This is a genomic window from Vreelandella neptunia, assembly GCF_022489065.1.
Classification (GTDB): Bacteria; Pseudomonadota; Gammaproteobacteria; order Pseudomonadales; family Halomonadaceae; genus Vreelandella; species Vreelandella neptunia_A.
The window spans coordinates 276,653-301,848 of record NZ_JAKVTW010000003.1 but is presented as its reverse complement, the minus strand read 5'-3'; the positions used below and the strand labels follow the sequence as shown (position 1 = coordinate 301,848).

The 25,196-nt window shown below is 54.5% G+C and carries 29 protein-coding genes; 17 read left to right on the top strand and 12 right to left on the bottom strand.

The features are described from left to right. The first annotated feature begins 4 nt into the window (after nucleotides 1–4). Together MLE19_RS07600 and MLE19_RS07595 are read left to right on the top strand one after the other, a co-directional pair. Nucleotides 5–1,015 (top strand): phosphonate dehydrogenase, encoded by a 1,011-nt coding sequence (locus MLE19_RS07600; protein ID WP_240717584.1) that lies wholly within the window; start codon nucleotides 5–7, stop codon nucleotides 1,013–1,015. Next, nucleotides 1,009–1,869 (top strand): LysR family transcriptional regulator, encoded by an 861-nt coding sequence (locus MLE19_RS07595; RefSeq protein ID WP_240717582.1) that lies wholly within the window; start codon nucleotides 1,009–1,011, stop codon nucleotides 1,867–1,869. The genes MLE19_RS07600 and MLE19_RS07595 overlap by 7 nt, the downstream gene beginning before the upstream one ends. Before the next feature lie 195 nt (nucleotides 1,870–2,064). Here MLE19_RS07595 and MLE19_RS07590 read toward each other — a convergent pair whose 3' ends face one another. Next, nucleotides 2,065–2,439 carry a winged helix-turn-helix transcriptional regulator gene (locus MLE19_RS07590; RefSeq protein ID WP_008958761.1) on the bottom strand — a complete coding sequence of 125 codons (375 nt, stop codon included), beginning with the start codon at nucleotides 2,437–2,439 and terminating at the stop codon, nucleotides 2,065–2,067. 90 nt (nucleotides 2,440–2,529) lie between these two features. Between MLE19_RS07590 and MLE19_RS07585 the strand changes: the two genes are divergently transcribed. After that, nucleotides 2,530–2,856, top strand: coding sequence for a nuclear transport factor 2 family protein (locus tag MLE19_RS07585; RefSeq protein WP_240717581.1), 327 nt, complete (start codon nucleotides 2,530–2,532; stop codon nucleotides 2,854–2,856). Between the two features lie 74 nt (nucleotides 2,857–2,930). On the opposite strand, the gene MLE19_RS07580 is transcribed toward MLE19_RS07585, so the two are convergent. Then, nucleotides 2,931–3,824, bottom strand: a complete 894-nt coding sequence (locus tag MLE19_RS07580; RefSeq protein ID WP_240717580.1) for a dihydrodipicolinate synthase family protein — start codon at nucleotides 3,822–3,824, stop codon at nucleotides 2,931–2,933. 217 nt (nucleotides 3,825–4,041) lie between these two features. After that, the gene (locus MLE19_RS07575; protein ID WP_240717579.1) at nucleotides 4,042–5,001 is read right to left on the bottom strand and encodes a LysR substrate-binding domain-containing protein; all 960 of its coding nucleotides are present in this window, start codon (nucleotides 4,999–5,001) and stop codon (nucleotides 4,042–4,044) included. A 109-nt stretch (nucleotides 5,002–5,110) separates the two neighbouring features. Between MLE19_RS07575 and MLE19_RS07570 the strand changes: the two genes are divergently transcribed. The 10 genes from MLE19_RS07570 (at nucleotide 5,111) to MLE19_RS07525 (ending at nucleotide 14,581) form a co-directional block, all read left to right on the top strand. Next, on the top strand, nucleotides 5,111–6,220 hold the full coding sequence (locus MLE19_RS07570; protein ID WP_240717578.1) for an ABC transporter ATP-binding protein: 1,110 nt from the start codon (nucleotides 5,111–5,113) through the stop codon (nucleotides 6,218–6,220). A gap of 37 nt (nucleotides 6,221–6,257) precedes the next feature. Further along, on the top strand, nucleotides 6,258–6,956 hold the full coding sequence (locus MLE19_RS07565; protein ID WP_240717577.1) for an HAD-IA family hydrolase: 699 nt from the start codon (nucleotides 6,258–6,260) through the stop codon (nucleotides 6,954–6,956). A gap of 1 nt (nucleotide 6,957) precedes the next feature. Beyond that, nucleotides 6,958–8,265: an NAD(P)/FAD-dependent oxidoreductase gene (locus tag MLE19_RS07560; protein ID WP_240717576.1), complete on the top strand. Its 1,308-nt coding sequence runs from the start codon at nucleotides 6,958–6,960 to the stop codon at nucleotides 8,263–8,265. Nucleotides 8,266–8,304: 39 nt separating this feature from the next. After that, nucleotides 8,305–9,360 (top strand): ABC transporter substrate-binding protein, encoded by a 1,056-nt coding sequence (locus MLE19_RS07555; RefSeq protein WP_240717575.1) that lies wholly within the window; start codon nucleotides 8,305–8,307, stop codon nucleotides 9,358–9,360. Between the two features lie 70 nt (nucleotides 9,361–9,430). Further along, the gene (locus tag MLE19_RS07550; protein WP_240717573.1) at nucleotides 9,431–10,330 is read left to right on the top strand and encodes an ABC transporter permease; all 900 of its coding nucleotides are present in this window, start codon (nucleotides 9,431–9,433) and stop codon (nucleotides 10,328–10,330) included. An 11-nt stretch (nucleotides 10,331–10,341) separates the two neighbouring features. Beyond that, the gene (locus tag MLE19_RS07545; RefSeq protein WP_240717571.1) at nucleotides 10,342–11,115 is read left to right on the top strand and encodes an ABC transporter permease; all 774 of its coding nucleotides are present in this window, start codon (nucleotides 10,342–10,344) and stop codon (nucleotides 11,113–11,115) included. Then, entirely contained in the window at nucleotides 11,112–11,963 is an 852-nt protein-coding gene (locus MLE19_RS07540; protein WP_240717569.1) for a GNAT family N-acetyltransferase, read from the top strand. Before MLE19_RS07545 ends, MLE19_RS07540 begins: the two co-directional genes overlap by 4 nt. Nucleotides 11,964–11,976: 13 nt before the next feature. Continuing rightward, the gene (locus MLE19_RS07535; protein ID WP_240717568.1) at nucleotides 11,977–12,900 is read left to right on the top strand and encodes a 2-hydroxyacid dehydrogenase; all 924 of its coding nucleotides are present in this window, start codon (nucleotides 11,977–11,979) and stop codon (nucleotides 12,898–12,900) included. A 163-nt stretch (nucleotides 12,901–13,063) separates the two neighbouring features. After that, on the top strand, nucleotides 13,064–13,894 hold the full coding sequence (locus tag MLE19_RS07530; RefSeq protein ID WP_240717566.1) for a helix-turn-helix transcriptional regulator: 831 nt from the start codon (nucleotides 13,064–13,066) through the stop codon (nucleotides 13,892–13,894). Nucleotides 13,895–13,945: 51 nt separating this feature from the next. Next, nucleotides 13,946–14,581 (top strand): LysE family translocator, encoded by a 636-nt coding sequence (locus MLE19_RS07525; RefSeq protein ID WP_240717564.1) that lies wholly within the window; start codon nucleotides 13,946–13,948, stop codon nucleotides 14,579–14,581. Here the strand turns inward: MLE19_RS07525 and MLE19_RS07520 are convergent. The 3 genes from MLE19_RS07520 to trpB form a co-directional block, all read right to left on the bottom strand. Then, nucleotides 14,565–14,885, bottom strand: coding sequence for a hypothetical protein (locus MLE19_RS07520; RefSeq protein WP_240717563.1), 321 nt, complete (start codon nucleotides 14,883–14,885; stop codon nucleotides 14,565–14,567). The two genes, MLE19_RS07525 and MLE19_RS07520, sit on opposite strands and share 17 nt — an antisense overlap. A gap of 123 nt (nucleotides 14,886–15,008) precedes the next feature. Further along, complete coding sequence (trpA, locus tag MLE19_RS07515; protein ID WP_240717561.1) at nucleotides 15,009–15,884, bottom strand: tryptophan synthase subunit alpha; 876 nt, start codon at nucleotides 15,882–15,884, stop codon at nucleotides 15,009–15,011. Next, a complete protein-coding gene (gene trpB / locus MLE19_RS07510) occupies nucleotides 15,881–17,110 on the bottom strand; it encodes a tryptophan synthase subunit beta (RefSeq protein WP_240717560.1) in 1,230 nt (409 codons plus the stop codon). The genes trpA and trpB overlap by 4 nt, the downstream gene beginning before the upstream one ends. Before the next feature lie 106 nt (nucleotides 17,111–17,216). Here trpB and MLE19_RS07505 point away from each other — a divergent pair, with 106 nt between their 5' ends. Beyond that, nucleotides 17,217–18,122: a LysR family transcriptional regulator gene (locus MLE19_RS07505; protein ID WP_240717558.1), complete on the top strand. Its 906-nt coding sequence runs from the start codon at nucleotides 17,217–17,219 to the stop codon at nucleotides 18,120–18,122. A gap of 11 nt (nucleotides 18,123–18,133) precedes the next feature. Here the strand turns inward: MLE19_RS07505 and brnA are convergent, their stop codons facing one another. From brnA to MLE19_RS07490, 3 genes are all read right to left on the bottom strand, one after another. Beyond that, nucleotides 18,134–18,394, bottom strand: coding sequence for a type II toxin-antitoxin system BrnA family antitoxin (gene brnA, locus MLE19_RS07500; RefSeq protein ID WP_240717557.1), 261 nt, complete (start codon nucleotides 18,392–18,394; stop codon nucleotides 18,134–18,136). Next, nucleotides 18,384–18,647 carry a BrnT family toxin gene (locus tag MLE19_RS07495; RefSeq protein ID WP_240717556.1) on the bottom strand — a complete coding sequence of 88 codons (264 nt, stop codon included), beginning with the start codon at nucleotides 18,645–18,647 and terminating at the stop codon, nucleotides 18,384–18,386. The genes brnA and MLE19_RS07495 overlap by 11 nt, the downstream gene beginning before the upstream one ends. A gap of 105 nt (nucleotides 18,648–18,752) precedes the next feature. Beyond that, nucleotides 18,753–19,694 (bottom strand): LysR family transcriptional regulator, encoded by a 942-nt coding sequence (locus tag MLE19_RS07490; protein ID WP_240717601.1) that lies wholly within the window; start codon nucleotides 19,692–19,694, stop codon nucleotides 18,753–18,755. 58 nt (nucleotides 19,695–19,752) lie between these two features. Between MLE19_RS07490 and MLE19_RS07485 the strand changes: the two genes are divergently transcribed. Further along, nucleotides 19,753–20,736 carry an aldo/keto reductase gene (locus MLE19_RS07485; protein ID WP_240717555.1) on the top strand — a complete coding sequence of 328 codons (984 nt, stop codon included), beginning with the start codon at nucleotides 19,753–19,755 and terminating at the stop codon, nucleotides 20,734–20,736. An 18-nt stretch (nucleotides 20,737–20,754) separates the two neighbouring features. On the opposite strand, the gene MLE19_RS07480 is transcribed toward MLE19_RS07485, so the two are convergent. Continuing rightward, complete coding sequence (locus tag MLE19_RS07480; RefSeq protein WP_240717554.1) at nucleotides 20,755–21,384, bottom strand: SDR family oxidoreductase; 630 nt, start codon at nucleotides 21,382–21,384, stop codon at nucleotides 20,755–20,757. A gap of 412 nt (nucleotides 21,385–21,796) precedes the next feature. On the opposite strand from MLE19_RS07480, the gene MLE19_RS07475 reads away from it, so the two are divergent. Next, nucleotides 21,797–21,976: a hypothetical protein gene (locus MLE19_RS07475; protein WP_240717552.1), complete on the top strand. Its 180-nt coding sequence runs from the start codon at nucleotides 21,797–21,799 to the stop codon at nucleotides 21,974–21,976. A gap of 123 nt (nucleotides 21,977–22,099) precedes the next feature. Here the strand turns inward: MLE19_RS07475 and MLE19_RS07470 are convergent, their stop codons facing one another. Both MLE19_RS07470 and MLE19_RS07465 read right to left on the bottom strand, forming a co-directional pair. Then, nucleotides 22,100–22,792, bottom strand: coding sequence for a VIT1/CCC1 transporter family protein (locus MLE19_RS07470; protein WP_240717550.1), 693 nt, complete (start codon nucleotides 22,790–22,792; stop codon nucleotides 22,100–22,102). Between the two features lie 24 nt (nucleotides 22,793–22,816). Further along, the gene (locus MLE19_RS07465) at nucleotides 22,817–24,403 is read right to left on the bottom strand and encodes a PQQ-dependent sugar dehydrogenase (protein WP_240717548.1); all 1,587 of its coding nucleotides are present in this window, start codon (nucleotides 24,401–24,403) and stop codon (nucleotides 22,817–22,819) included. 192 nt (nucleotides 24,404–24,595) lie between these two features. Between MLE19_RS07465 and MLE19_RS07460 the strand changes: the two genes are divergently transcribed. Next, nucleotides 24,596–25,153 (top strand): adenylate kinase, encoded by a 558-nt coding sequence (locus MLE19_RS07460; RefSeq protein ID WP_240717546.1) that lies wholly within the window; start codon nucleotides 24,596–24,598, stop codon nucleotides 25,151–25,153. Nucleotides 25,154–25,196 lie beyond the last annotated feature (43 nt).

The following is a 25,196-nucleotide window of genomic DNA, read 5'->3' as shown; positions in this document are numbered from 1 at the left end:
TCAAATGAAACCAAGGGTTTTCATTACCCACCGGGTACATAACAGTGTGCTGGAAAGGCTGGAACAGAGCTGTGAATTAATCACCAACCAGTCAGACACTACCTTGCCCGCCGCCGAGGTAAAGGCCCGCGCGGCAACCGCAGATGGCATGATGGTGTTTATGCCGGATCGGGTCAGCGAGGAATTTCTAGCTGGCTGCCCCAAGCTGAAAGTCATTGGCGCCGCCTTGAAGGGATACGATAATTTCGATGTGGAGGCCTGTACGCGTCATGGCGTTTGGCTGACCTTCGTACCGGATTTGCTGACAGTGCCAACGGCTGAGCTCACCATAGGGCTAACCATTAGCCTAATCCGACATGTTCGGGCAGCCGACGAGTATGTTCGTTCTGGCCAGTTCAGGGGGTGGCAGCCAACGTTCTATGGGCTTGGGATTGCAGACGCCACTGTGGGTATCGTCGGCATGGGGCCCATCGGCAAGTCTGTGGCAACACGGCTCAAAGGCTGGGGGGCCACCTTACTGTATTCTCAGCCAGATGCCTTGCCCGCTGCTGAGGAGGAAACGCTTGGCGTGGCGCGCAAGTCGCTTGAAGAGCTGCTCGGGCAAGCCGACATTGTCATTTTGGCCCTGCCGCTCAATAAACAAACCCTGCATACCATGAACGCTGCGCGCTTGGCCCTGATGAAACCAGGCGCCTATTTGATCAACCCATGCCGGGGTTCTGTAGTGCAGGAAGCTGCCGTTTTGGAAGCATTGGAGTCTGGGCAGTTGGGCGGCTACGCAGCGGATGTTTTTGAAATGGAAGATTGGGCTCGAGAGGATCGTCCGCAAGAGATTTGCCCCACTTTGCGAGCACATCCCAACACGCTATTCACGGCACACATTGGCTCTGCCGTCCAGGATGTGCGGCTGATGATTGAACAGCGTGCTGCCGACAACATTCTGCAAGCGTTACAAGGAGAACGCCCTCAGGATGCGGCTAATTTGCCCACTATCACTGAGACAACTCCATGCTGAACTTGGTCTGGCTGAAAAGTTTTACCACACTGGTTCAGCATCGACGTTTTCAGGCCGCCGCCCAAGCTCTCGGTATCGCACAACCCACGCTTTCACAGCACATTCAAAAGCTCGAAGAGCAGCTAGGTGCCCTGTTGATACGCCGCAGTAAAACGGGATGCGAGCCCACCAAAGCAGCCCTGGCGCTTATGCCTCTAGCGCTTAGTATGTTGCAACTGGACGAGCGTGCCCGAGAAGTCGTTAGCGGTACGCGTTTACGCGTAGGGGCAAGTTCTAACATCGGTATTTACATGCTCCAGCCCTACGTGAGCACGTTCAAGAACATTCCGGCGGTACCTGAGCTGGACCTAGTGATTGATAACAATCCAAACATTGCCAGACAATTGACCAGCGGCGAGCTGGATATTGCGGTGATGGAGTGGTGGCACCCAAAACCTGGCTTCCAGGCAATGGATTGGCGACAGGAACCCGTGGTTTTAATTACCCGACCAGATCACCCCTATGCGGGCTGGCATGAAATAGACCGGGAAACCCTTGCCGGAATGAGCTTGCTTGGTGGTGAACCCGGAACAGGTACTGGCCGGTTGCTGGCAAATTTCTTTGGCGAAAGAGGGCCGTTTCCGAAGGTTTCAATGCAACTGGGCAGTACCGAAGCGGTTAAACAGGCTGTCAAAGCTGGCCTTGGCGTATCACTGGTGCTGGCAGCTTGCGTCGAAGAGGAGATTCAAGCGGGCACCTTGTGTGCCATCCCGGTCAGTGATGCCGCATTGGCAAAAAAACTGATGGTCATTTGCCCTGAGGCTCTAGCAAGGCAACCTCCAGTTTCCACTTTCGTCAGCCATATATGTCAGTGAAAATTGAGTGACATCTTTAGAGCCAGGGAAGGCGTGTGGGTGGCTAAGAATAGGTGCCATTGAGACCCACCCCCGCAAGCTTCACTGAAGCGTTAATCGGCATCGCGCAGCCGCACGCCTTCACTTTCGCTCCACAGGGCAATGGCGGCGTCATAGTCGTTGATGGTCATGGTGCGGTAGTGCATTAGTCGGCTCTCAGAGGGCGGCGGCATCGTCTTGTTCGTTCTGCTCGGCAGGGTCGTTGAAGTGGTCTTTCTGCTCTGCCCATTTCAGCAAGGCATCCAGCGCCGGGCAGAGCGTTTGCCCCCATTCGGTCAGGCGGTACTCCACTTTCGGCGGCACCTGGGGATAGACCTTTCGGGCCACGATGCCATCCGCTTCCAGTTGGCGCAGCTGTTGGGCGAGCATTTTCTGGGAGATATCGGGGATGAGTTTTCCGAAATCGGAGTAGCGCTGCACTTTTCCATCGAAGAGATGAAAGAGAATAATGAGCTTCCAGCGCCCTTCCAGCATTTTTAATACATTTTCCACATCGCCTGCGGCGGTAGTGGGCGTATAAATCTTTCTCATGGGTAAGCCACTTACCTTTTTGTGCGTTCTTGATAACGCGTCAGTCTAGGCAGAATATTCTCTCACATTAACTTACGAGAGATGACCATCATGAGCTTGTCACTGCCAGACGCGATCACTACTTACTTCAGCATCAGCAACGGTGCGGATGCCTCCCACATTGCGGATTGCTTCACTCAAGATGCCTGTGTGTTTGACGAAGGAGAGACGCATCGCGGGCACACCGCTATTCAAGCTTGGATGCGCGCCACCCGTGACAAGATTGAGTATAGCGTCGAGCCGGTCAGTTTTTCCCAACAAGGCAACAAGATGGTGGTTACCGCCACGGTGTCCGGCAACTTCCCCGGCAGCCCGGTGCAACTTGACCACGCTTTTCAGCTTGCCGAGTCGCAAATCCATTCACTGGAGATCCACTAATGAGTATGGACCTGCAGTTGAAGGGGCGTCGTGTATTGACCACCGGTGGAAGAAAAGGGGTGGGCGCCGTGCCTTCAACTTAACGAAAGCGCTTCAATAACAGCCCCCACTCTTTTGCGCGCATCGCCTTGCAGTGTTTTTAGCGGCTGCGGCAAACAGGGCTGGCTGACTTTCCCGGTGAGTTCCGCGATGGTGGCCGCTACCCGCAGACTGCCGCCGTGTTCACGGTAAAGCGCCCACAGCGGCTCAAGCGCGACAGATAGCGCGTTGGCTTGTTGCACATCGCCTGCTTGGGCAGCGCGAGTAAGTGCAAGCGCGGTTTCAGGGTAGAGCCCACCGATGACCGAGTACCAGGCATTACAACCAGCAAGTAGCCCAGTGGCGGCTGCAGGGTCGCCGCTAATGCCGATAGTAACGTCGTTGGGGATTACCACTCGCAGCCGTGCCACGCGCTCTTTAGCCACGGCAATATCGTCCTGCACTGGAGGGATTTTAATGGAGCGAACCTGAGGCAACTGGGCGATACGCCCATGCAGTTCATCGCTAAACTCAAAGTGGGTGGTGCCTGGGTTGTCATACACGCATAACGGCACACTTAGCGAACTGCAGACCGTTTCATAAAGAGTATAAACCTCATCATCGGTCAGTTTTTGATAAGACACCGGCGCCAGCAGCACACCACTCGCCCCAGCTTGCTGGGCATTTTCAGCATTAACAAGCACATCCCGCGTGCGCAGCGCACCGATTCCTACCACCACCGGCACAGGGCCTGCATGCTCAACGCATAGCTTGGCCACGCGCGCACGCTCCTCCGCATTTAAATAGGCGTAATTGCCGGTTGAGCCCAGCACGCCGATGGAGTCCACTCGTGCTTCCGCTAGACCCATTACTAAACGGGAAAACTCATTCTCGTGAATGCCCTGCTCGTTCATGGGAGTTAGCGGAAATGCGCTTAGGCCGGTAAACATAGTGAGTGATCCTTTTTAAGGTTGCTGATGGCAGTCTGCCCTACTACTGCCCCAGGCCGATGCCCAGGCGTAAGGCTTACTAGACGTCGAACTCGACACTTATTCATAAAAGAATAATGGATGACTCTGCACTGCGAAATCTAGGATTGCTTGAGAGCCGTGGTCAGTGACGGCCTGAATTCAACTATTAAGTGCAGCATGAAAACGAACTTCATCACTAGAAGCTCTTAGCCAACAGCGTATTAATATTCAACTCTGGATACTGCTTCGCCACATTCGCAACGTCATGGCGGGTTTCTTCAATTATCCAATCGCGCACTTGCTTGGCTGCTTGGCTCAGCGGCTTTTTGCGTGAGTGAACCAGGTGGCAAAGCCGTTCTGTGGCAATGGCTGTGGGCGTGGCGGGCACTAATGAGCCGGTCTCCAGCCAGTGTGACGCAATGTTCAGCCAGCCTATGGCGATGCCCTGTCCAAGCAGTGCCGCTTGGAGCACTACCGCATAATCTGAAAATACCAACGAGTGAGTCGTTCCATAAGCCTGCAGATGGAAATTGGGCAGAAGCTCGAACCAGTCTACCCGGCTGTCGCTCAGGCTGATGAGGGTGGTGGCAATGTCGTTGTTGGGTGACTCGAGTTGCTGTTTACGATAAGCAGGGCTGCACACCGGCACGAGTATTTCCGGCAATAACAGTGAGGCATCATGCAGGATGTCTTCACCCGTGACGAAGCGTATCCCCAAATCAACATCTTCGACTGAGCCACTTACCGAGCCCGAGATCAACTGAAAACGTAGATCAATGTTGGGTAGCTGCGCCTGCAGCTTGTGCATGCGCGGCATGAGCCAGTGGGTGGTGAAGGCGGTAGAAACCGATAGCGTTACCGTTTCAAGCCCGGTGCTGCGGGCGCGGATTTCATGAATCGCCGCTTCGATATTACGAAAGCCGTCGACCACGCCTTGGTAAAGTATGACGCCACTCTCTGTGAGCTCGGTTTTACCAGGCGTCCGCAAGAACAGTTTGACCTCCAGATACTCTTCCAGAAGCGCAAGCATGCGGCTGACCGCCGGCTGGGTAACCCCCAGCTCTTCGGCGGCTTTAGTGAAGTTACCGCAGCGGGCTGCTGACTCAAAAACAAACAGAGCGTTGGCGCTGGGTAGTTGTCGGCGCAATGTAGGCATAACTTGAAGTTATGCTAATGCCAAGAATTTCGCAATTGTTCCCTGACTTCTTATCTGCTGTACTCAATGACAACCGAAGACGTTACAACCATAAAAGGCGATAAACCCTATGGATGAACGAGATAGCGTTGGTGTCTCCATACGCTCAATCTGTAAGCGTTATGGTGATACGGTAGCCTTGAAGGACATAACTTTAAATATTGAGCCGGGTGAATTCGTATCGCTACTAGGCCCCTCGGGCTCTGGAAAAACGACTCTTCTTGGTGCCTTAGGTGGTTTCGTGATGCCCTCTTCAGGGTCGGTATGGGTCGGTGATCAAGACATGACCTACATGCCACCCCACAAACGCAACATCGGCATCGTCTTTCAGAGTTACGCGCTCTTCCCTCATATGAGTGTTGGCGAAAACGTCGCCTTTCCCCTGCGGGCTCGTCGCCTACCCAAGTCAACCTGGCCGGAGCGGGTGAAACAGGCCCTGGCGATGGTGGAGTTGGATGGCTATCAGGAGCGTGGCGTTTCACAATTATCGGGCGGTCAACGGCAACGCGTCGCTCTTGCCAGGGCGATTGTGTTCGAGCCACGGCTGATTCTGATGGACGAGCCCCTATCGGCGCTGGATAAACAGTTACGCGAGACGATGCAGATTGAACTGCGTCGCTTGCATCGCAAGCTGGGGGCCACCGTCGTTTATGTCACCCACGATCAGCGAGAAGCGCTGACCATGAGCGACAGAGTGGCGATTCTTAAAGATGGTGAGCTGGTACAAATCGGCGCCCCAGAGACGCTGCATAACAACCCTAAAGACTCCTTTGTGGCCAGCTTTATCGGTGACTCCACCCTACTGCCGGTGACGCGTATCGATGAGCACAAGGTAAAGCTCGGCATTCAAACACTGCTCTCCGCCAAGCCAATCGCTCCTCATGCGGATCTGCTGCTAGCCATCCAGACCGAAAAATTGCTGATCGACGACGGCAGCCATGCACCCGATGTTAATCGCCTGACCTGCCGGGTCATCGAAGCTGTGTACCAGGGCGACAGCCTTCGGTTGTTCCTCGAACTGGAAGACGGTACCTCCATCAGCATGCGTCAACCCAGCCATCACGCCGCAAGGCAACAGATTCCACCGCTCGGCGAGAACCTGAGCGTGGTACTGCATCCAGAGGACACCATCGTCGTGCCTCGTGCGGGATGCTCCACTCCGGCGACCAACGTTGCCTGACACAATCGCGAAGTAAAAACAGGAGTCATAGCCGATCATGGAACTTTCCAATTTTAAAGTTCTGACATTTGATGTCGTGGGCACGCTGATCGATTTCGAAAAAGGGGTACTGGAGGCGATCCGTCGTATTGGTGGAGCTGCGGCTCAGGATCTGGACGACAACACTATTTTTGACGCTTATAAGCGCGGGCGGGATCGCTACCCGGGGCGTTCAAGCAGTGCCATGGCGGATGTCTACCGCTCTTTGGCTGAGGAGTTAACGCTGCCTGTCGACACGGCATCAGCCGATACTTTTCAGTTGGCGGTGTTTCATTGGCCAGCCTTTGAAGACTCTGTGGCGGCACTGAAGCGCCTGCGTAAACACTATCGCTTGGTCGCCATGACCAATGCTGATCGCACTGCGTTTTCTTGCTACTCACATACCCTCGACGATCCTTTCGACGATAGTGTGACCTGCGACGAGACCGGGGTGGCCAAACCCAACCCGCAATTCTTTGCTTACAACCGCGGTCGCCAGGCAGCTCACGGCTATAAGTTTTCGGAAATTCTGCACGTTGCTCAAAGCCAGCACCATGACATCGGCATTGCCCAAGAGCTGGGTTACACCACCTGCTGGATTGAGCGTCGCCAGGGTCAAACGGGGTTCGGCGGAACGCCGGAGCCAAAACAACTCACCACGCCTGACTTTCATTTCCCCACACTTAAGGCGTTGGCAGACGCCGTAGAGAAGGTGTGACATGAGTGGGCCGCAGCCTAACTCCCAGATTGCTTCGCTTTGGCGTGATACGGCAAATACCACTGCTAATTTTGCGCGTCTTGCCAACGATAAAACCGTTGATGTCGCCATCATCGGGGGTGGCTATACGGGATTGGCAGCGGCCCACCGGTTAGCAGAAAGGGGCGTCCAAGCGATCGTGGTAGATGCCAACCCGATTGGCTGGGGGGCAAGCGGACGCAACGGCGGCGTGGTCTCGGCAAAGTTCCGGCTATCGTTTCCCAGTATCGCCCAGGCCCATGGCATGTCGGTCACCAATGCCATGCACCGGCTCTGTCATGAAGCCGTAGATGAGGTGGAAACACTGATTCAGGCGTATCGCCTGCAGGATGCCCGCTTCATCCGCTGCGGTAACCTGCGCTGCGCCCATACCGCCAAGGCGCTGAAAGTGATTACCGAAGAAGCCGAGTGGATGCGCCGGGAAATGGGCGATGACTCGCTGCGCTGCCTTTCCGCTGGCGAGGTCGCCGAAGAGACCGGGTCGCATGGATTTACAGGTGGGGTTCTAGGACTTGGTGTCGGCACGTTGCACCCGCTCGACTACGTGCGTGGCCTGGCGGAAGGGATTAATCGGCGCCATGGCGAGCTGGTCTTTGAGCGAACACCGGCCACCCGCATGCGTCGATTGGATGATGGTGTACTTATCGCAACGCCAGATGGCGAGATCAAAGCGCGACAGGTGATTCTGGCAACCAATGCTTATTCGGACATCACTCCCGTCAGTGCGCCTATCAAGTCTCGCCTAGTGCCGTTTAGAAGTTCGATTATTACTACTGAACCCCTGCCGGAGGCGCTGCAGGCGCGCCTGATGGTCAAGGAAAGAAGCTATGGCGAAACCCGCAGGATGATGCGCTGGTTTCGCAAGGTCGATGGACGGATCGTATTTGGGGGACGAGGGGCGTTCGGCAAACATGACTCTCAGGCGGCGTTCGACTCTCTCCAGAAAGCCATGGTGTCGCTCTTTCCAGAGCTCGCCGATATCGGCATTGCCTATCGCTGGTCTGGGCATGTGGGCATGACGCTAGATGCCCTGCCTCATGTGGGCAGGTTCGATGAGCGAATTTGCTACGCCGCCGGTTACAACGGTGCCGGCGTGGCCATGTCGACTTTACTTGGGCGGTTGGCGGCTGACTACGCTATGGGTGAAAGCCCTGACGTGGCGCTGCTCGCCGCGGATCGCCTCAAGGCCGTCCCGTTTTATCCTCTACGTGAAGTCGGTATTCGACTGGTGGCAGGTTACTACCAGTTCCTTGATGCAATCGGGCGCTGATTTGGCGTCGGAAGCATTTACTCAGTTGGAGATCGCACGATGAAAGATACTAACTGCTTTAAATACTTGCTTGGTTTCTCGGTAGTCGCCGCAGGTACTGTCGGCGCAGATGATAGCTTGGCAGATGGACAAATCACCTTCGTTTCACAGGGCGGGGCGTATCAGGAAGCGCAAACAATCGCCATTCTCGACCCGGTTGCCGAAGCGCTGGGCATCACCATTAATCAAGAGAGCGCCCCCGACGCCTGGCCAATGATCAGGACTCAAGGCACCACCGGCCAAGCCGTATGGGATGTGGTCGATACCCCGCCGTTGAACTGTGTGCGGGGCGGCAATCAAGGGCTGATAGAGGAACTCGACTTCAGCCAGATTCCTAACGCTGAATCAATGCCAGAAGAGTATAAGACGCCCTACTCCGTGGCTTATGAATTCTACTCTAGCGTATTGGCCTACAATCCCGACGCCTTCGATGGTAATCCGCCGCAAAGCTGGGAAGACTTCTGGAATGTTGAGGAGTTTCCCGGCAATCGTGCCTTGCGCAACCACCCGCTAGGGACGCTTGAAGCCGCCTTAATGGCGGATGGCGTTGCGCGCGAAGAGCTCTATCCGCTGGATGTTGACCGAGCCTTCGAAAAGCTTGAGGAGATCAAACCGCATATCACCACCTGGTGGACCTCCGGCGGGCAGTCAGCGCAGCTGCTCTACGACGGCGAAGTGGATATGTTGATGATATGGAATGGTCGAGTCAGTGCCATTATCAACGAAGGCGCCAATGCTGAGTTTACCTATAACGATGGCGTTCTGCAGAACACGCATCTTTGCATTATTGAGGGTGCCCCCAACCTGGAGACTGCCGTCGAGTTCATCAACGCGGCTATCGACCCCGAGTATCAGGCCAACTTGCCCTTGCACATCGACTACGGCCCCGGCAATCCGGCCGCCTTCGATACTGGCAAAATTCCTGATGATCGGGCCAGAGAACTGCCAAGCTTTCCTGAAAACGCCGAGCGTCAGGTGTTGATGTCATACGAGTGGTGGGCCTCCTCAGCGGGTGAGGAAGCTGAGCGTCGTTGGCTGGATTTCATGCAGCGATAAGTGTGCCGATGCCGTATCTCGCCATCGGGATACGGCAACGCTCGTCGATTTTCCCAATAGGAGTCATCCTTTGAAAGCGACCGTTGTACACGACCATTTTCCCCCCGCCAGTAATCGGGATGCTTCACTGGGCTATCGACGGCGAGAGCATGCGCTCATGCTACTTTTAATGTCCCCCGCTGTGCTGGTGGTTTTCGTACTGCTCCTGATTCCCCTTGGTTGGTTGATCGGTCAATCGTTTTATGCCGATGGCTTCACGCTGGAGCACTACCAGCGAATCCTCACAGAAAGGATTTACTGGAATACGTTCTGGGTCACATTCCGCATCAGCTTCATTGTTACGCTGCTGGCTCTGCTGATGGGCTACCCCATTGCCTACGCCACCTCAATATTACCGCGGCGTTGGTCGATGCTGGTGCTGGCACTGGTTATTCTGCCGTTCTGGACCAGCGTGCTGGTGAGAGCCTATGCATGGCTAATTCTGCTACAACGCTCAGGGGTGGTTAACGAATCGCTGATGGGCATCGGCCTCATTGATGCACCGCTAGCGCTGGTGCATAACGAGCTCGGTACGATCATCGCCACAGTGCATATCCTGTTACCGTTTATGGTCTTGCCGCTCTACGCCACCATGCAGAAAATCCCTAAAGACTTGATACAGGCTGGCGCGAGTCTTGGCGGCAGCCCGCTGCACGTTTTCACGCGCGTGTTTTTTCCGCTCTCCCTCAGCGGCGTGTTGGCCGGTATGACACTGGTGTTCGTGTTGTGCCTCGGCTTCTATATCACCCCTGAGCTGGTTGGTGGAGGACGCACGGTCATGGCATCCATGCTGGTCAGCCGTAACATCCAACTTTATAGCGACTGGGGAGCAGCTAGTGCCGTCAGTGTCGTGCTGCTTATCTGTGTGCTGATCATTTTCTATGTGGTGAGCCGCCTCGTTCCCCTTGAGAAGATACTCGGTGCAAAATGATTAAATTATCCTTGAGTCGAATAAGCTTCATTGGCTATGTGGTGGTGGTGCTGATTTTTTTGATCCTGCCCCTGCTGATCGTAGTACCCATGTCGTTCTCGGACAGTCGCTTCCTCTCCTTTCCGCCCAGCAGCTACTCATTTCGTTGGTATGAGACTTTCTTCAATAATCCGGGGTGGATGTCTGCTGCGAAAACCAGTCTGATCGTGGCGTTTTCCACCGCATTAATTGCCACGCCGATCGGCGTGGCGGCCGCTTATGCCATCAATAACTCGACACATAGGCTAATGCGCTACCTGAAGATTGTTCTTTTGCTGCCCTTGATCGTGCCGATCATTATCGTCGCGACCGGTGTGTTCTTCATTTACGCCCTCTCGGGAATGCTTTACACCATCCCCGGCTTGATCATGGCGGATGTGATGCTAGCGCTGCCCTATGTGATTACCGCCGTAACCGCAGGCCTGCACGGTTTCGATCAAACCCAGGAGATGGTCGCCAGAAGCCTTGGCATGAATCGCTTCCGCAGTTTCATGAGCGTTACTCTGCCGCAAATAATGCCTAGTGTGTTGACCGGCGCGATCTTTGCCTTCATCCAGGCCTTGGACGAAACCATGGTAGCGCTCTTCATTTCGCGGGGGCAGAACCAACCCTTGACCGTACGCATGTTCACTGCCCTGCGCGACGAGATCGACCCGACCATCGCCGCTATCAGCACCTTGTTGACAGCGGCTTCCTTCGCGCTGGTGTTGCTATTGGTACTGGCACGTAAGCAGGCACCCGCATGAAGATTGAATTTCTTCCGCTGGAAAACCGCCACCTCGACCAGGCAGTAAAGCTCTCTAGCGCCGTGGGCTGGCCCCATCGGTATTGCGATTGGCAACGGCTGCTGGCACTTGGTACGGGGATCGCAGGCGTCAACAATGATTCACTCATCGCTACCGGGATGCATTGGTCGTTCGACACCCGGCTGGCGACACTGGGCTTGGTAATCGTATCGCCAGCCTACAAGCGTCAAGGATTAGGCCGAAGGATGATGGAGGCGTTGCTGAATGGGATATCCGCACCGCGCATCGAACTGCATGCCACCCAAGCTGGGGCTGATCTTTACCGCTCGCTGGGCTTTACTGAAACCGCTTGGGTGCACCAGTGCCAAGGGCGGGTTGCCGACTCGGGTTCTGGTCATGCGCCTTACCCTCTGCCGCCCCACACCCTTTTGCGAAGCTACCAAGCGACCGACTACGAGGCACTGATTGCCTTAGATGAGCAGGCCATTGGCAGCCCACGCAAGGCACTGCTGTTTAGCCTGTTGGCACACGGTGAAGCACTGGTGCTAGAGCAGGCGGATGGTCAGTTAATCGGCACCGCATTTTGTCGTGAATTTGGACGTGGGTACGTTATCGGGCCAGTCATAGCGAAAGAGCATGACGCTGCAAGATGCCTGATTGAGGGCTGGCTAAACCGCCGTGCAGGCAGCTTCGTAAGGCTCGACACTTTGGATTCAGACTTGGCTGCTTGGCTTAACGCGAGCGGCGTCACCGAGGTCGATCGCATCCCTCAAATGACCTGGGGCAGCGCGCTTCACAGAGTCGGGCCGGCAAAACGTTATGCCCTTGCCAACCAGGCACTGGGCTGATGGGAGAACTTTTATGAGTTTTGTTTATAACGCCGACCCAGAGCGGGGCCAGGAGTGGGAGCGCCAGTTCGCCCTGCACGCGCCGGACATGGCGTTTCACCACTGGCCTGCGTACGAAGACCCCGCAAAGGTTCGCTATCTTGGCACCTGGGCGCCGATCAATGATCTGGAACGATTCAATAATCTAGAGGTGATCTTTTCGCTCGGCGCTGGCGTCGATCAGTTCGACCTGGACGCTATACCCCGCCATGTACCGCTGGTACGCATGCAGGAACCCGGCATCGTCGCCACCATGCAGGAGTATGTTGCAATGGCAGTGCTTGGGCTGCATCGCGATTTACTGAGCTATATCGCTCAGCAGCGCGAGAGTGTTTGGAAAACACGGCGTGTTCGTCCAGCCTCGCAACGCTGCGTGGGTATATTGGGCCTTGGCCAGCTTGGCGCTGCAGTGGCGCAACACTTGGTGAGGCTAGGGTTTAACTGCCGTGGCTGGAGCCGCACTCCTCGCGAGCTGCCTGGCGTGCAGTGTTATGCGGGGGAGGAAGCGCTGGCGGATTTTCTCGCTGGCTGCGATATCCTGGTCTGCTTGTTACCGCTGACCGACCACACCCGAGGCATCCTCAATGCTGAGCTTTTTGCCCAATTGCCCCACGGCGCTTCATTGGTCAATGTCGGGCGCGGCGCTCACCTAATTGACCACGATTTGCTTTCCGCCCTGGAGAGTGGCCAGTTGTCCGCCGCCGTGCTGGATGTATTCGCGCCCGAACCGCCTCCCGCAGAGCACCCCTTGTGGCAACACCCTCGCGTTCTTTTGACTCCCCATGTGGCCAGCATGACCCAACCGGAAAGTGCTGTGATGATGCTGCTGGATAATATTGCCCGGCATCAGGCAGGCCGCGAGATGGTTGGTGTCATCGACCGCCAGCGTGGCTATTGAAGAAACCGGTTTCGCTTTGCTAGCGAGCCAAATGCTTTTGAGTCGGTAACGGTTATCTCACTTACTCTCCCACAGTTCTCCCATCATTGATTAGCAATTATGTACAAGCATTCAGCAGCGGTGCTGGCATAAGCTAGTGTTGTGACCAATCAGGAGGGGCGGCATGAGTAACGCAAGCCGGTTTCAATTCATTAAAAGCCAGCATGTGCCAACGCTGACGGTGCTGCATGCGGCCATTGAGGATTTCAGCTACGACCGCCATGCCCACGAGGAGTATGCCTTCGGGGTAACGTTGGCGGGGCGCCAGGATTTCTTCAGTGGTGGGCGGTATCACCGTAGCCCTCCGGGCAACGTTATTCTGTTTAATCCAGAGGAGGTTCACGACGGCCAATCGGGCGGCGAGCACGCGCTGGATTACCTGATGGTATATGCGCACCCCGAACAGGTTAACGCTCTGTTTGCGGATGCCCTTGGTCGCGACAACACCGCTGACTTTCGCTCAAACAGCACGCTTATTCAGGATGTTCAGTTACGCAACGCTATCTTGGAGCTGGCGCGCTTAGTCACTGCTCACGCCGGTAGCTGTATTGACCAGGAGAATGCGCTTTATCAGGTGATTGGACGGACCGTGCAACTTGGTGGTATTTCTCAACCCCACCAAGTAACCACTCGTCCCGATGCGCTGTTAGGCTTGGCGAAAGAGTATATCCACGCCCATTTGGACTCGGATATTTCTCTTGATGACATCAGCCAAACGGCGCATCTATCGAAGTACCATTTCTTGCGTCTGTTTCGTCAGCATTATGGCATCACGCCACATCAGTACGTGATTAATTGCCGGATCAACGCGGCCCGCTCCGCACTAGACCTCGGCGCTTCCCTGACGGAGGTCGCTTTGCGCTACGGATTTTCCGACCTCAGCCATTTTAATCGCCGCTTTAAGCGCATTTATGGCATGACACCCCATCAGTACCAACGCGATATCGCGCGTTAACCCCCTACCCTTCCGAAATGTAAGAACAGACATTATTAAAGAGGCTTCACCATGCTAGGAATTGTCGCCTATGCCCTGGGCGCGATGTATTCGCCTGGGCCTGTGAATTTGCTTGGTTTGAACGTTGGCATTAATGGCCAAGCCAAAAAGTCGGTTGGTTTTTGCCTGGGTGTGGGCACCGCGATGCTGGCGTATTTGTTGCTTTTAGGCTGGGCGGGCGCTGCATGGATCAACGATGAAACACTGGTCGTGGTAAGCGCTTTGGGCTGTGGCTATATTATTTATCTGGCGAGCAAAATCGCCCGTTCAAGCACGGATTTAAGCACTAATTTAAACACTGATGTTAACAAACACGATAACACCCCTCGGCTATTAAATTTCCGAAATGGGTTGGTAATGCAACTGCTTAATCCCAAAGCCATGGTGGCGACCTTGCCCATTACCACACTGCAATTTCCTGCTGCTGGCATTCAATGGTTTAGCATGGTGGTGTGGGCGTTCGGGCTGGCGATGTTAGCCGCTGGCGCACCCGGAAGCTATATCGTGATCGGCAGTTTGATAGGCAACCGCATTAAAAGCCCCAGAATCGTTCAGGGCTTTAATTGGTTGATGGCGGGGTTGTTACTTGCCGTAGCGTTATCGATTGGTATCGAGCATGTGTGGGTACCGCTCACTGCCCAAAGCTAATGCCCAAACGTAGTGCTTGTAGGCCATCAAATTCGACCGTTACTTCATCGGAAAACAAAGGGTGGCCCTGCACTGCCAAATCCAGCGTTGCTTGGGAGCCGCGATAAGTGACAGTGACGGCGATGTCCGCAGAGGTGCTAACCGGCGCCAGCACATCATATTCAACGTTATCGATGCTAACAGCGGAGAGTCCACGATCATCCAACTGTTCTTGGATTTCCCGCTCAACGACAACGCCGTAATAGAAGTAAATGCCCGCGTAGCCAAGCGCTACTATTACGATTAGTGAAAAGAGCTTTCCCATTGTTTCTCTCAGTTTTATTGAGTCTTGAAGGGTGACAGCGGATTGCTGGGCTGAAACCGATGGCGGCGCCTCGCTGTGCGAGCATCGCCCATCAGCGACTCTGGGAGATTATCATCATCCGGGTTAAAACTGGTGGTCTTCACTCACCTCCCTACACGCCCTTACGCTTTCAGCCAGCTCACTCACCAGGCCATGCACATGCTCAACAGCTTCATCAGGCGTATTGGCATTTTCGATACAATCGACGAGCGCAGAGCCAACGACGACCGCGTCGCTATAACGGCCGATGGTGGCGGCTTGTGCAGCGGTACGAATACCAAAACCGACGGCGATGGGCAGTTCAGTATGTTCCCGCAGTTGGTTAACGGCGCTTTCCAACCTTTCAGGCGTAGGAGCGCTGCCGCCGGTGACGCCCGCCACGGAGACGTAATAAATAAACCCAGAGGCATTCGCCAGCACTTTGGGCAGTCGCTTGGCGTCGGTAGTCGGTGTCGCTAGGCGGATAAAATCGATACCGTGCTGGGCCGCTGGTGTGCAGAGCTCTTCGTCATGCTCTGGGGGTAGATCCACCACGATCAGGCCATCAACGCCAGCGTGCGCGGCGTCGGTTAGAAAACGCTCAACGCCATAGCAGAATATGGGGTTGTAGTAGCCCATCAGTACAATCGGCGTAGTACTGTTTTCTTCGCGGAAGTGACGCACCATTTCCAGCGTTTTGGCTTGGGTTTGGCCATTTTCCAGGGCACGCAGCGCGGCTTTTTGAATCGCGGGACCATCAGCCATCGGGTCGCTGAACGGCATACCGAGCTCGATGACATCCACCCCCGCTTTTGGCAACCCGTGCAACAGGCGGCGGGAGGTCTCCGCGTCCGGATCGCCAGCGGTTAGGTAGCTGACCAGCGCCGGGCGGTTTTGTTGCTTGAGTTCGGCAAAGCAGCTTTCAAGACGAGAAGTTTTTTTAACACCATCGTTCATAACGTTGTGCTGAATCGTACTCATACGTTTTTCACTCCGAATTTATCGCCAAGATGATGGGCCACACTCATCATGTCTTTATCGCCTCGGCCACTTAAGTTGACCACCATTAAGTGCTCGCGGGGTAGCGTGGGCGCGCGCTTGGCGACTTCGGCTAGGGCGTGAGCGGTTTCCAGGGCAGGAATGATGCCTTCCTGACGGCAGCAGACCTGGAAAGCTTCCAGTGCTTCGTCATCGGTGGCGGAAACGTACTCAACCCGCCCCTGCTCATGAAGCCATGCGTGCTCAGGCCCAATGCCGGGGTAATCTAGCCCTGCAGAAATGGAATGGGCGTCAATAATTTGACCATCTTCATTTTGCAGCAGGTAGGTGCGATTGCCGTGTAGTACACCTGGCGTACCGCCGTTTAGGCTGGCCGCGTGCAGGCCGCTTTTCACGCCCTTGCCGCCCGCCTCAACGCCGATCATCTTCACATCAAGGTCATCAAGGAACGGGTGAAATAGCCCCATGGCGTTGGAGCCGCCACCTATACAGGCCACTAGCGAATCCGGTAAGCGGCCCTTCTTTTCGAGCATTTGTGAGCGAGTTTCGTGGCCAATGACTGCTTGGAAGTCTCGCACCATGGCAGGGTAAGGATGCGGCCCAGCCACGGTGCCTATGATGTAGAAGGTATCATCAACGTTAGTCACCCAGTCGCGCAGCGCTTCGTTCATGGCGTCTTTAAGCGTGCCTGTACCTGAAGTAACGGGGATCACTTCCGCGCCCAGCAGCTTCATGCGGAATACGTTGGGCTGCTGACGCTCAATGTCGGTTGCGCCCATATAGATGACACAAGGCAAACCAAAGCGCGCCGCAACGGTAGCGGTAGCAACGCCGTGCATGCCCGCACCGGTTTCCGCGATGATGCGCTTTTTGCCCATCTGCTTGGCCAACAGCACCTGACCGATGCAGTTATTAATCTTATGCGCGCCGGTGTGGTTGAGCTCTTCGCGTTTGAGATAAATACTCGCCCCGCCGAAGTGCTCGGTCAGCCGTTCGGCAAAGTAAAGCGGGCTCGGCCGCCCCACGTAGTCGCCGTGAAAGTAGGCGAGCTGGCGCTGAAATTCGGGATCATTTTTGGCGGTGGCGTATTCGTCTTGCAGCTCTAAAATCAGCGGCATCAAAGTTTCGGCGACAAAGCGGCCACCGAAGCTGCCAAACAAGCCGTTGGCATTGGGCAGGCTCTTGGATAAGTCTACAGGTTGATTCATCACGACCTCTGAATGCGTTATCAAACAATGTAGTGACATTAGCGCAAGCAGGCCGAGAGAAAAATCGATAAGATGTCATCAACATGTGAGCTGGAGTCACGTATTAATGCAGAACAGCATGCCACCGCTTAGCGCCTTGCGCGCCTTTGAAGCTACCGCTCGGTTGGGTAGCGTCACCGCCGCTGCGGAAGAGCTTAGCGTGACCCACGGAGCCGTGAGCCGACAACTTAAAAGCCTGGATAATCACTTTGGCATTCCACTTTTCGCTAAAGCTGGGCGCGGACTGGTGCTTACGCCACATGGAGAGCAGTTGCAAAGTGGCTTAAGCGAGGCGTTTATCAAACTTCGCGATAGTTGCGCATCGCTCAAGCGTGATGTAGAGGAAGCGCCCTTTACCCTCGCCTGCCCTGGCAGCCTGCTGGCCCGGTGGTTAATCCCCAGGCTGGATCGACTGCACCGTGATTTGCCTGAGTTAAAATTGAAAGTGGTGGTGAGCGAAACCGAGCAGCCCGGCAATCAGAGTGATGCCAGTGCGACATTGGCGTTTGCCGAGCCCCCTTGGCCAGCAGAGGTAGAGGTATTCGAGCTACTGCCGGAACAGATCTGCGCGGTAGTAAGCCCCCAACTGATGGCCCACATCGACGCCATCAAGCCACAAACACTTTTTGCCAACAAGCTGCTGTACACCGCTTCCCGCCCCCAGGCCTGGCCACAGTGGGCCAGTGCCCAGGGTCTTGAAACGGCACAGCTGGAACAGGCGCTATGTGAGGGCCAAGGATTCGATCATCTTTATTACTTGATGGAGGCTGCAGTGGCGGGATTGGGTGTGGCGATCGCACCCCGGCTACTTGTGGAAGATGACCTGAAGAGCGGGCGGCTTGTCGCGCCCTGGGGAAGTATCGAAACTCCCGCCAGGCTCTGCCTATGGCTACCCGTCCGAACCAACATTCTGGCTCAACCCCGCCGCAGCGAGCCGCTGGCGGAGTGGCTTAAGCGGGAGCTGGGGAGATAAATGTGAAAAAATTAGTGAGGCTGGTTGTTATCCGGAATCTTGTGAATCGCTTCGGCTTTCAACCGCTCAACCAGCCAGACCTTGATTATTGATTGCCGTGTAACACCGATACGGGCTGCCTCACGATCCAGGGAATCAACCACCCAAGCAGGGAAGTCGACATTGATACGCCTAGGATCCTGGTTAACACGGTGTGCAGTGGATAACTTAAGATCATCAACGATATCTTCGCTATCCTGGTCAAATTTTTGATCAAAGTCGTTAGCTTTCATAGAGCTCTACCTCTCTTTTACGCGAACGCCTTACCGAAATGAGTCGGATTTTTTCATTTCGATAGGTGATGACGGCAGACCAATGCTTATCGCCAATTAGCCCTATCATCAAAAAACGCGGCACATCATCAGACTTAGCTTGGACTTCCAGCAAATCAGGGTCATTCCAAAGCGCCTGAGCAGCAAAAAAGTCAATTCCATGCTTTGCCCGATTGGCTACGCTTTTGACATCATCATACTCAAAGTCGCTCATGAGTATAAATTATTCCTTTTCTACTCAAACCGCAAGACGGCCAAATACCCCCATGCTGCTAAACAAGCGTGCCGAGACTACTTTATCCCGCCTTTTTACCTCTACTCACCCACTCAAGCGCTCACGGTTACTGGCCACCAGTTCAGTCAGAAAGTCCGCCACGGCCCGGGTACGGCCTGATTGGGTGAGATCCGTCTGAATAACGAGATAGATGGGCTGATCCATGCCAATATCCTGAGCGACACAGACAAGCCCGGCCTCCCTGGCCAGAAAATGTGGCAATACCGCTATCCCCAGCCCCGCTTTGGCTGCTGCGAGCTGAGTCGCTAATGATGTGGTGGTTAACGCGGGCTCACGCCCTTGCAGAACACGCTCAACCCACTGGGCCGCGGGCAAATTCGTTTGCGTTTCACCCCAGGTGATAAAGGCATCGGAATCGTAATCGCCTGCGTCATGATGAGCCTCTCGCTGCGCTTCATAGCCAACGCTAGCGTAAAGCCCGAACCCCAGGGTACCCAGGCGACGCAAGGTGACATTACCCCGCACTGGCTTGACCATTCTAAGCGCCAAATCGGCGTCGCGACGGTGCAGGTTAACGGTGTTGATATCGGTCACCAGCTCAAGCCTGATGCCGGGGTACTGCGCGTTGAACTGTGGCAATGCGGGCAGAATCAGCGCCGTGGCCAGGTTCTCGGCGGTAGCCAAACGCACCCTACCGCTAAGCTGCCTAGCGCTGGAAACTCCGCTGGCAAATGCCGCTGCAGCGGCTTCCAGGGCTTCGGCTTTTTCGATTAGCCCTGCCCCCTCCTCGGTCAGTTGATAACCCGACTGTTGGCGCACGAACAGCGGTAGATTCAAGGCGTTTTCCAGCCGCTCAATACGGCGAGAGAGCGTCGCGATGCCCAGATGGAGTTCCGCTGCCGCACCGCTCAAGGTGCCATGACGGGCCACTGCTAGAAAGGTGCGCGTGTCATCCCAAACCCACCCGCGGGGCATCTGCTTTTCAATATCGGAAATCAGGTTATCGAATTCGTTTATTTTTTTCATTATTGGATAGTGCCACGCTGTCACTACGCTACTCAAGAACGCTTCAAGGAGAAACATCATGCAAACACGCACGCTTGGCAGCAACCTAACTGTTTCCGCCATCGGCTTAGGCTGCATGGGAATGAGCGAGTTTTACGGCCCCCGGGACGATAGCGAATCGTTGCGGGTATTAGCCCGAGCGGTAGAACTAGGAATCGACTTTTTCGACACGGCAGATATGTATGGCCCGCACCATAACGAGGAATTAATTAGCTGTTTTCTCTCCAGCCAGAAGACCAAAGTACGTATAGCCACCAAGTTTGGTATTGTGCGCAACCCCGGTGAGTACCAGCGAAGCCTGGATAGCAGCGGCCATTATGCCCGCCTAGCTTGCGAGGGTTCGCTGAGGCGGCTGGGCATCGAACAAATCGATCTCTACTACGTTCACCGCGTTAACCCGGAAACCCCTATCGAAGAGACTATGGAGGGCTTGGTACAACTGGTTAAAGAGGGAAAAATTGCCCATATTGGCCTCTGCGAGGTTAGCGACGAGACCCTACGCCGCGCGCACGCCGTTCACCCGGTGACGGCGGTTCAAACCGAATACTCACTCTGGACACGGGATGTGGAGCGAACGATACTGCCCACCTGCAAGGAGCTCGGCATCGGCTTTGTGCCCTACTCTCCTCTCGGCCGAGGCTTTTTGACGGGCAGATTTCAAGAGAACGCTGATTTCGGCGAAGGTGATTTTCGTTCTAACTTACCTCGCTTCTCTGAACAGGCCATGGATACTAACCGCCGAATCGCGGAGGTGATTGGCGACATCGCAGCGCTCAAAAGCTGCACCCCTGCTCAGCTCTCGCTGGCCTGGCTGCTCTCCAAAGGCGACAACATCGTACCGATTCCGGGCACCAAGCGGTTGCGCTACCTTGAAGAGAATGCCGCAGCAGCGTCCATTAAACTAACCACCGATGAGCAACAAAAGCTCGAAGCGGCCATTGCACGCCTTCCGGTCATCGGCGAGCGCTATACACCGGAAGGCATGAAGGGGGTCAATGCGTGAGGAGTGGCTGCGACTTGGCTACTGAATAATCTCGCCAATCGAACGTTTGCCATCCAGCAGCAGATACTCTTGGTTTACCACATCGGGCTTTTGCACAGCGTGAAGTAACGCGTGGGCAACGTTGGCGCGGGAGATTTGGTTGTCGCCGGCTTCCTCTAGTGAGCTGGCAAACTGCTGACTGGCGGATTCGTCAGTCAAACGCCCAGGCTTGAGAATGAGGTAGGGCATACCGCTGTTGCGAAGGTGGGCATCGGCAGCAAATTTTGCGGCCATGTAGGGGCGCATTTTCTCGGGCGCCTCAAGCGGTTGTTCCGCGCGCATGGCGCTGATCATGATGTAGCGGGAAAGGCCCTTTTGTTTGGCGATATCGGCGGTACGAATGGCACCGAAAAGATCAATCATCAGCGTTTTGTCTGGCCCGGTGTGAGGCCCTGAACCCGCCGTAAAGACCACTTGGTCGCAGCCGTCAAAGGCGTGCTCAAATTCGCCTTCTAAATCAGCCACCACGGTATCGATGCCGTGCTCTTTGAACCAGGCTGCCTGCTCTTCACTGCGAATCATCGCTTTGATAGGCGTGCCCGCTTTTTGGGCCAGTTCGCAAAACTGTTTGCCTATCTGTCCGTTCGCGCCAATCACTAACGTTGTCATAACGGCTCCTTGTGAATTAGTTACTTATTAATAAGTGCAGGTATCTAAGCGTAATTCAACCTATTGCTAACTTATACTTCCACACTTTTACTTACCTACGTTAAAACCTTCCCAGCCATGCTACTCTACCAACGCCTTCAAGGCAGGCGGCCGGTCGCTATAATGAATCAGTGAGCGCTTTGCGCCTAGTCGTTACCAGGAGGAGCTCTATGACTGAGGAAAAACGCAGTGCCGGTATTGATGTGAGTAACGATGCTCATACCCGAGAGCACGTTATATATCGCAAATCCAGCGTATTTCTTCTATTGCTAAAGCAGACCTCTCGGCAGGCAGAACCAGTTATCTTGAGGCAGCAGAGTACTGCCATGCAATGCGTAACCAAGTCATGGAGGAGTATAGGAAACTGACAAGTGTGCAGGGGCTGGCGAGAGCAGAGCAGATTAAAAAAACACCACCTAGCCTTGCTGCTCTTTTTGAGCGATACGCGCAAAAACTATTTGTCTGTTCGTATGAAAACCTCTCCGCTGAGCAACAGCAACGCATACACCATGAGATTATTGAGGCTTCTGGCCGCAGCAATGCTGAGGTGTGATGCAAGAACTTCAACATTAATAATTGCCAGAGATACACGAGCGGGATATCGGTAATGCTATCTGCAAGCCCCCCTCTTGAATCCAGTTCTTCAATAAGAACGCTCCATTCAGCGCTCACGCATTCAAGCCACAACTCCAAACATAAGCCCAATGGCAGCGGTTAACGCCATCGCAAGCGCCCCCCAGAGCATCACTCGTGCTGCAGCTTTCCAGATAGGTGCACCACCGACGCGAGCTGCTAAAGCGCCCAACAAAGCCAGGAAGAGCAGTGAAAACAGTGCTACCAGAGGCGTTAATAATGATGATGGTGCCCACCAGGCGACCAATAACGGCAGCAGCGCCCCCGTGGTGAAAGTCGCTGCTGATGAGAGGGCGGCCTGGAGTGGTCGAGCCTGACCAGTATCGGTGATACCAATTTCATCCCGAGCATGTGCGCCTAGGGCATCGCTGGTCATTAATTGCTCAGCGACCTGGCTTGCCAATCCAGGATCTAAGCCGCGGGTGACATATATAGCGGCGAGTTCATCCTGCTCTAGCTCGTAATGATCAGCCAGTGCTTTGCGTTCGATATTGAGATCGGCATGTTCAGTGTCAGATTGCGAGCTAACCGAAACATACTCACCGGCAGCCATCGACATAGCGCCAGCCACTAGACCAGCAACGCCAGCCAGCATGATATCGCTCTGTGAGGTACTGGCGGCTGCAACGCCTAATATCAGGCTGCTGGTCGACACAATACCATCATTGGCGCCCAGCACCGCAGCGCGTAGCCAGCCTGTTCGGTGTGATCGGTGGTGCTCTGTATGAACTGCCATTCTTAGGCGCCTTTCATTGTTTGCTTACTGCGGTGTTACTCGCAGCACTCTGCCTTCAGGGCTATCGGTAAGTAGATACACTGCCCCTTCTGGGCCGACGCGCACATCTCTAATACGCTCTTCCAGTTCGCCGAAAAGGCTCTCTACATCTTCCGCGCTTGAACCGTCAGCAGATAAACTGATTCGGCGAACTTGTTGATCGACCAGGGCGCCGACTAACAGATCTCCCTGCCATTCAGAGAAAAGCTCACCGGTATAGATCGCCATACCCGAAGGAGCGATGGAAGGTGTCCATTCCAGTACAGGTGTCACGGTACCAGGATACTCTTTGAACGGCGTGACTCGGGCACCGGTGTAATCCAAACCGCCCGTCGCAATGGGCCAACCGTAATTGGCGCCCGCTTCGATAATGTTAATTTCATCGCCACCACGGGGGCCGTGCTCGTGAGCAATCAGGCGCTGATTTTCAGTATCAAATACCAGTCCCTGCACATTGCGGTGACCATAGCTGTAGATTTCCGGTCGGGCATCGTCCCGACCTACAAATGGGTTGTCTTCCGGCGCGCTGCCATCGCGATTAAGACGAACGATACTGCCGATATGATTGTGAAGGTTTTGGGCCTCTTCCCGGTAATCAAAACCATCACCCAGCGTCAGTATCAGCGTGTTATCTGGCAGCCAGGCCAAGCGGGCACCGAAGTGGGCACCGCCCTGTTTGGCAGGCTGCACTCTGAAAATCTCTTCGACGTTTTCCAGGCTGCTTTCTACCAGCTCGCCGGTGGCAAGGCAGGTGTGATTAGCATCTGCACTGCCGCAGGCGTAGCTAAGATAAACCCGCTGATCGTCTTCGAATTGCGGTGATAAAAGCACATCAAATAAGCCTGATTGTCCTGAAGCGTACACGTCTGGAACGCCACTAATAGACGCCACGAGTGTATTACCCTCGGCATTGAGTAAGCGCAGTCGACCAGGGCGTTCGGTCACTAACATGCGTCCATCGGGCAGAAAAGCGAGCGACCAAGGGTGCTCTAAATCTTCTGCTATTGTATCAACCTGGTAGAAGTGACTCTGCTGAGCTTGAACAGGTGGCACAGCCAAGAAGCTCGTTGTGCCGAGCACTATTGCCACGCTAGCGTAGCTATTAATTGGAGGGGAGCGACGTAAACATCTTAGAAGAACCGCGAATAACCAGCCCGCCAGTGCGGCGGTGACCAGCATTGCCACTAGCCCGAAAATACTGCGCGTGGCCGCGATCAACGTTGGCATGGGAGCAAAGAAATCGACAGTTTTCAATGTCACCAACAGCGCTACCACTGCCGACCCCGCACTCAATAGTGAATGAAACCTTCCACCCAGCCAACGCGAGAGCCATATCGCTGCTAATTGAGCTAGCGCAAAGCCAACTGAAAACAGCGCTGCATAGATGGGTGCAAAAGTGATGAGATCTTGAAGCGTGGTTTTCAGACGCAGCGAAGTGGGTATTTCAACGCCCATGCCCTGAAGCGCAGCGAGATTAATTTGAGTTTGAACCACACTGCCGAGCAACACGCCCACCAGCAGCACGATTATAAAACTGATAACAGAGGGCAATCGTCCTGGTTTTGTATGCATTGTTGAAATCCAATTGAAAGTAGCATTACACGCTTAAACTCGTGCTCTTAAGATTAGCAGCTCTATAACGTTGATAATGTATGTTAATACCGCTTTTTAAGTTAAATTTATTTTATACAGCTTTCCATATAACTCTCTTGCTCACCCTACGAGCACTCATTAAAATGCCGCGCCAACCAAAGAGAATTCAGCATGAAAATCAACGTGGTCGGCACGAGTGGCAGTGGCAAAAGCACCCTTGCAAGGCAGTTGGCAGAAGCGTTGAGCGCTCCCTGCTTTCAGCTTGATCAGTTGTTTTGGCGTGCTGACTGGAAAGGAACACCTGACGATATCTTTTTTGCCAAGCTGGAAGAGGCTTTAGCAGCTTCACCTGAAGGTTGGGTACTGGATGGTAATTTTGATCGCACTCGGCATATTAAGTGGCGAGATGTTGACATGGTGGTGTGGATTGATTACCCCTTCTTGCTGGTATTCTGCCAAGCCATAAAGCGTGCATTTAAACGTATTATCCGCCAAGAAGAACTCTGGCCCGGTACCGGCAATCGCGAGAGTTTCCGAAAAACGTTCTTAAGCCGTGACTCAATTCTACTCTGGTCACTAAAAACGTGGCGGCAAAACCGTAAACGCTACTTTTCCGATATGGTAAATCCACGCTATAGACATATTCAATTTGCGCGTTTGAACTCCAGAAGAGAGGCACAAGCATTGATCAGCAAGGTCTACTCTATTCGTGCCACGCTGCAACGCTAATGTATTCCTGCCATTTGGCTTTAACGCTGCAGGGCCTGTAGGC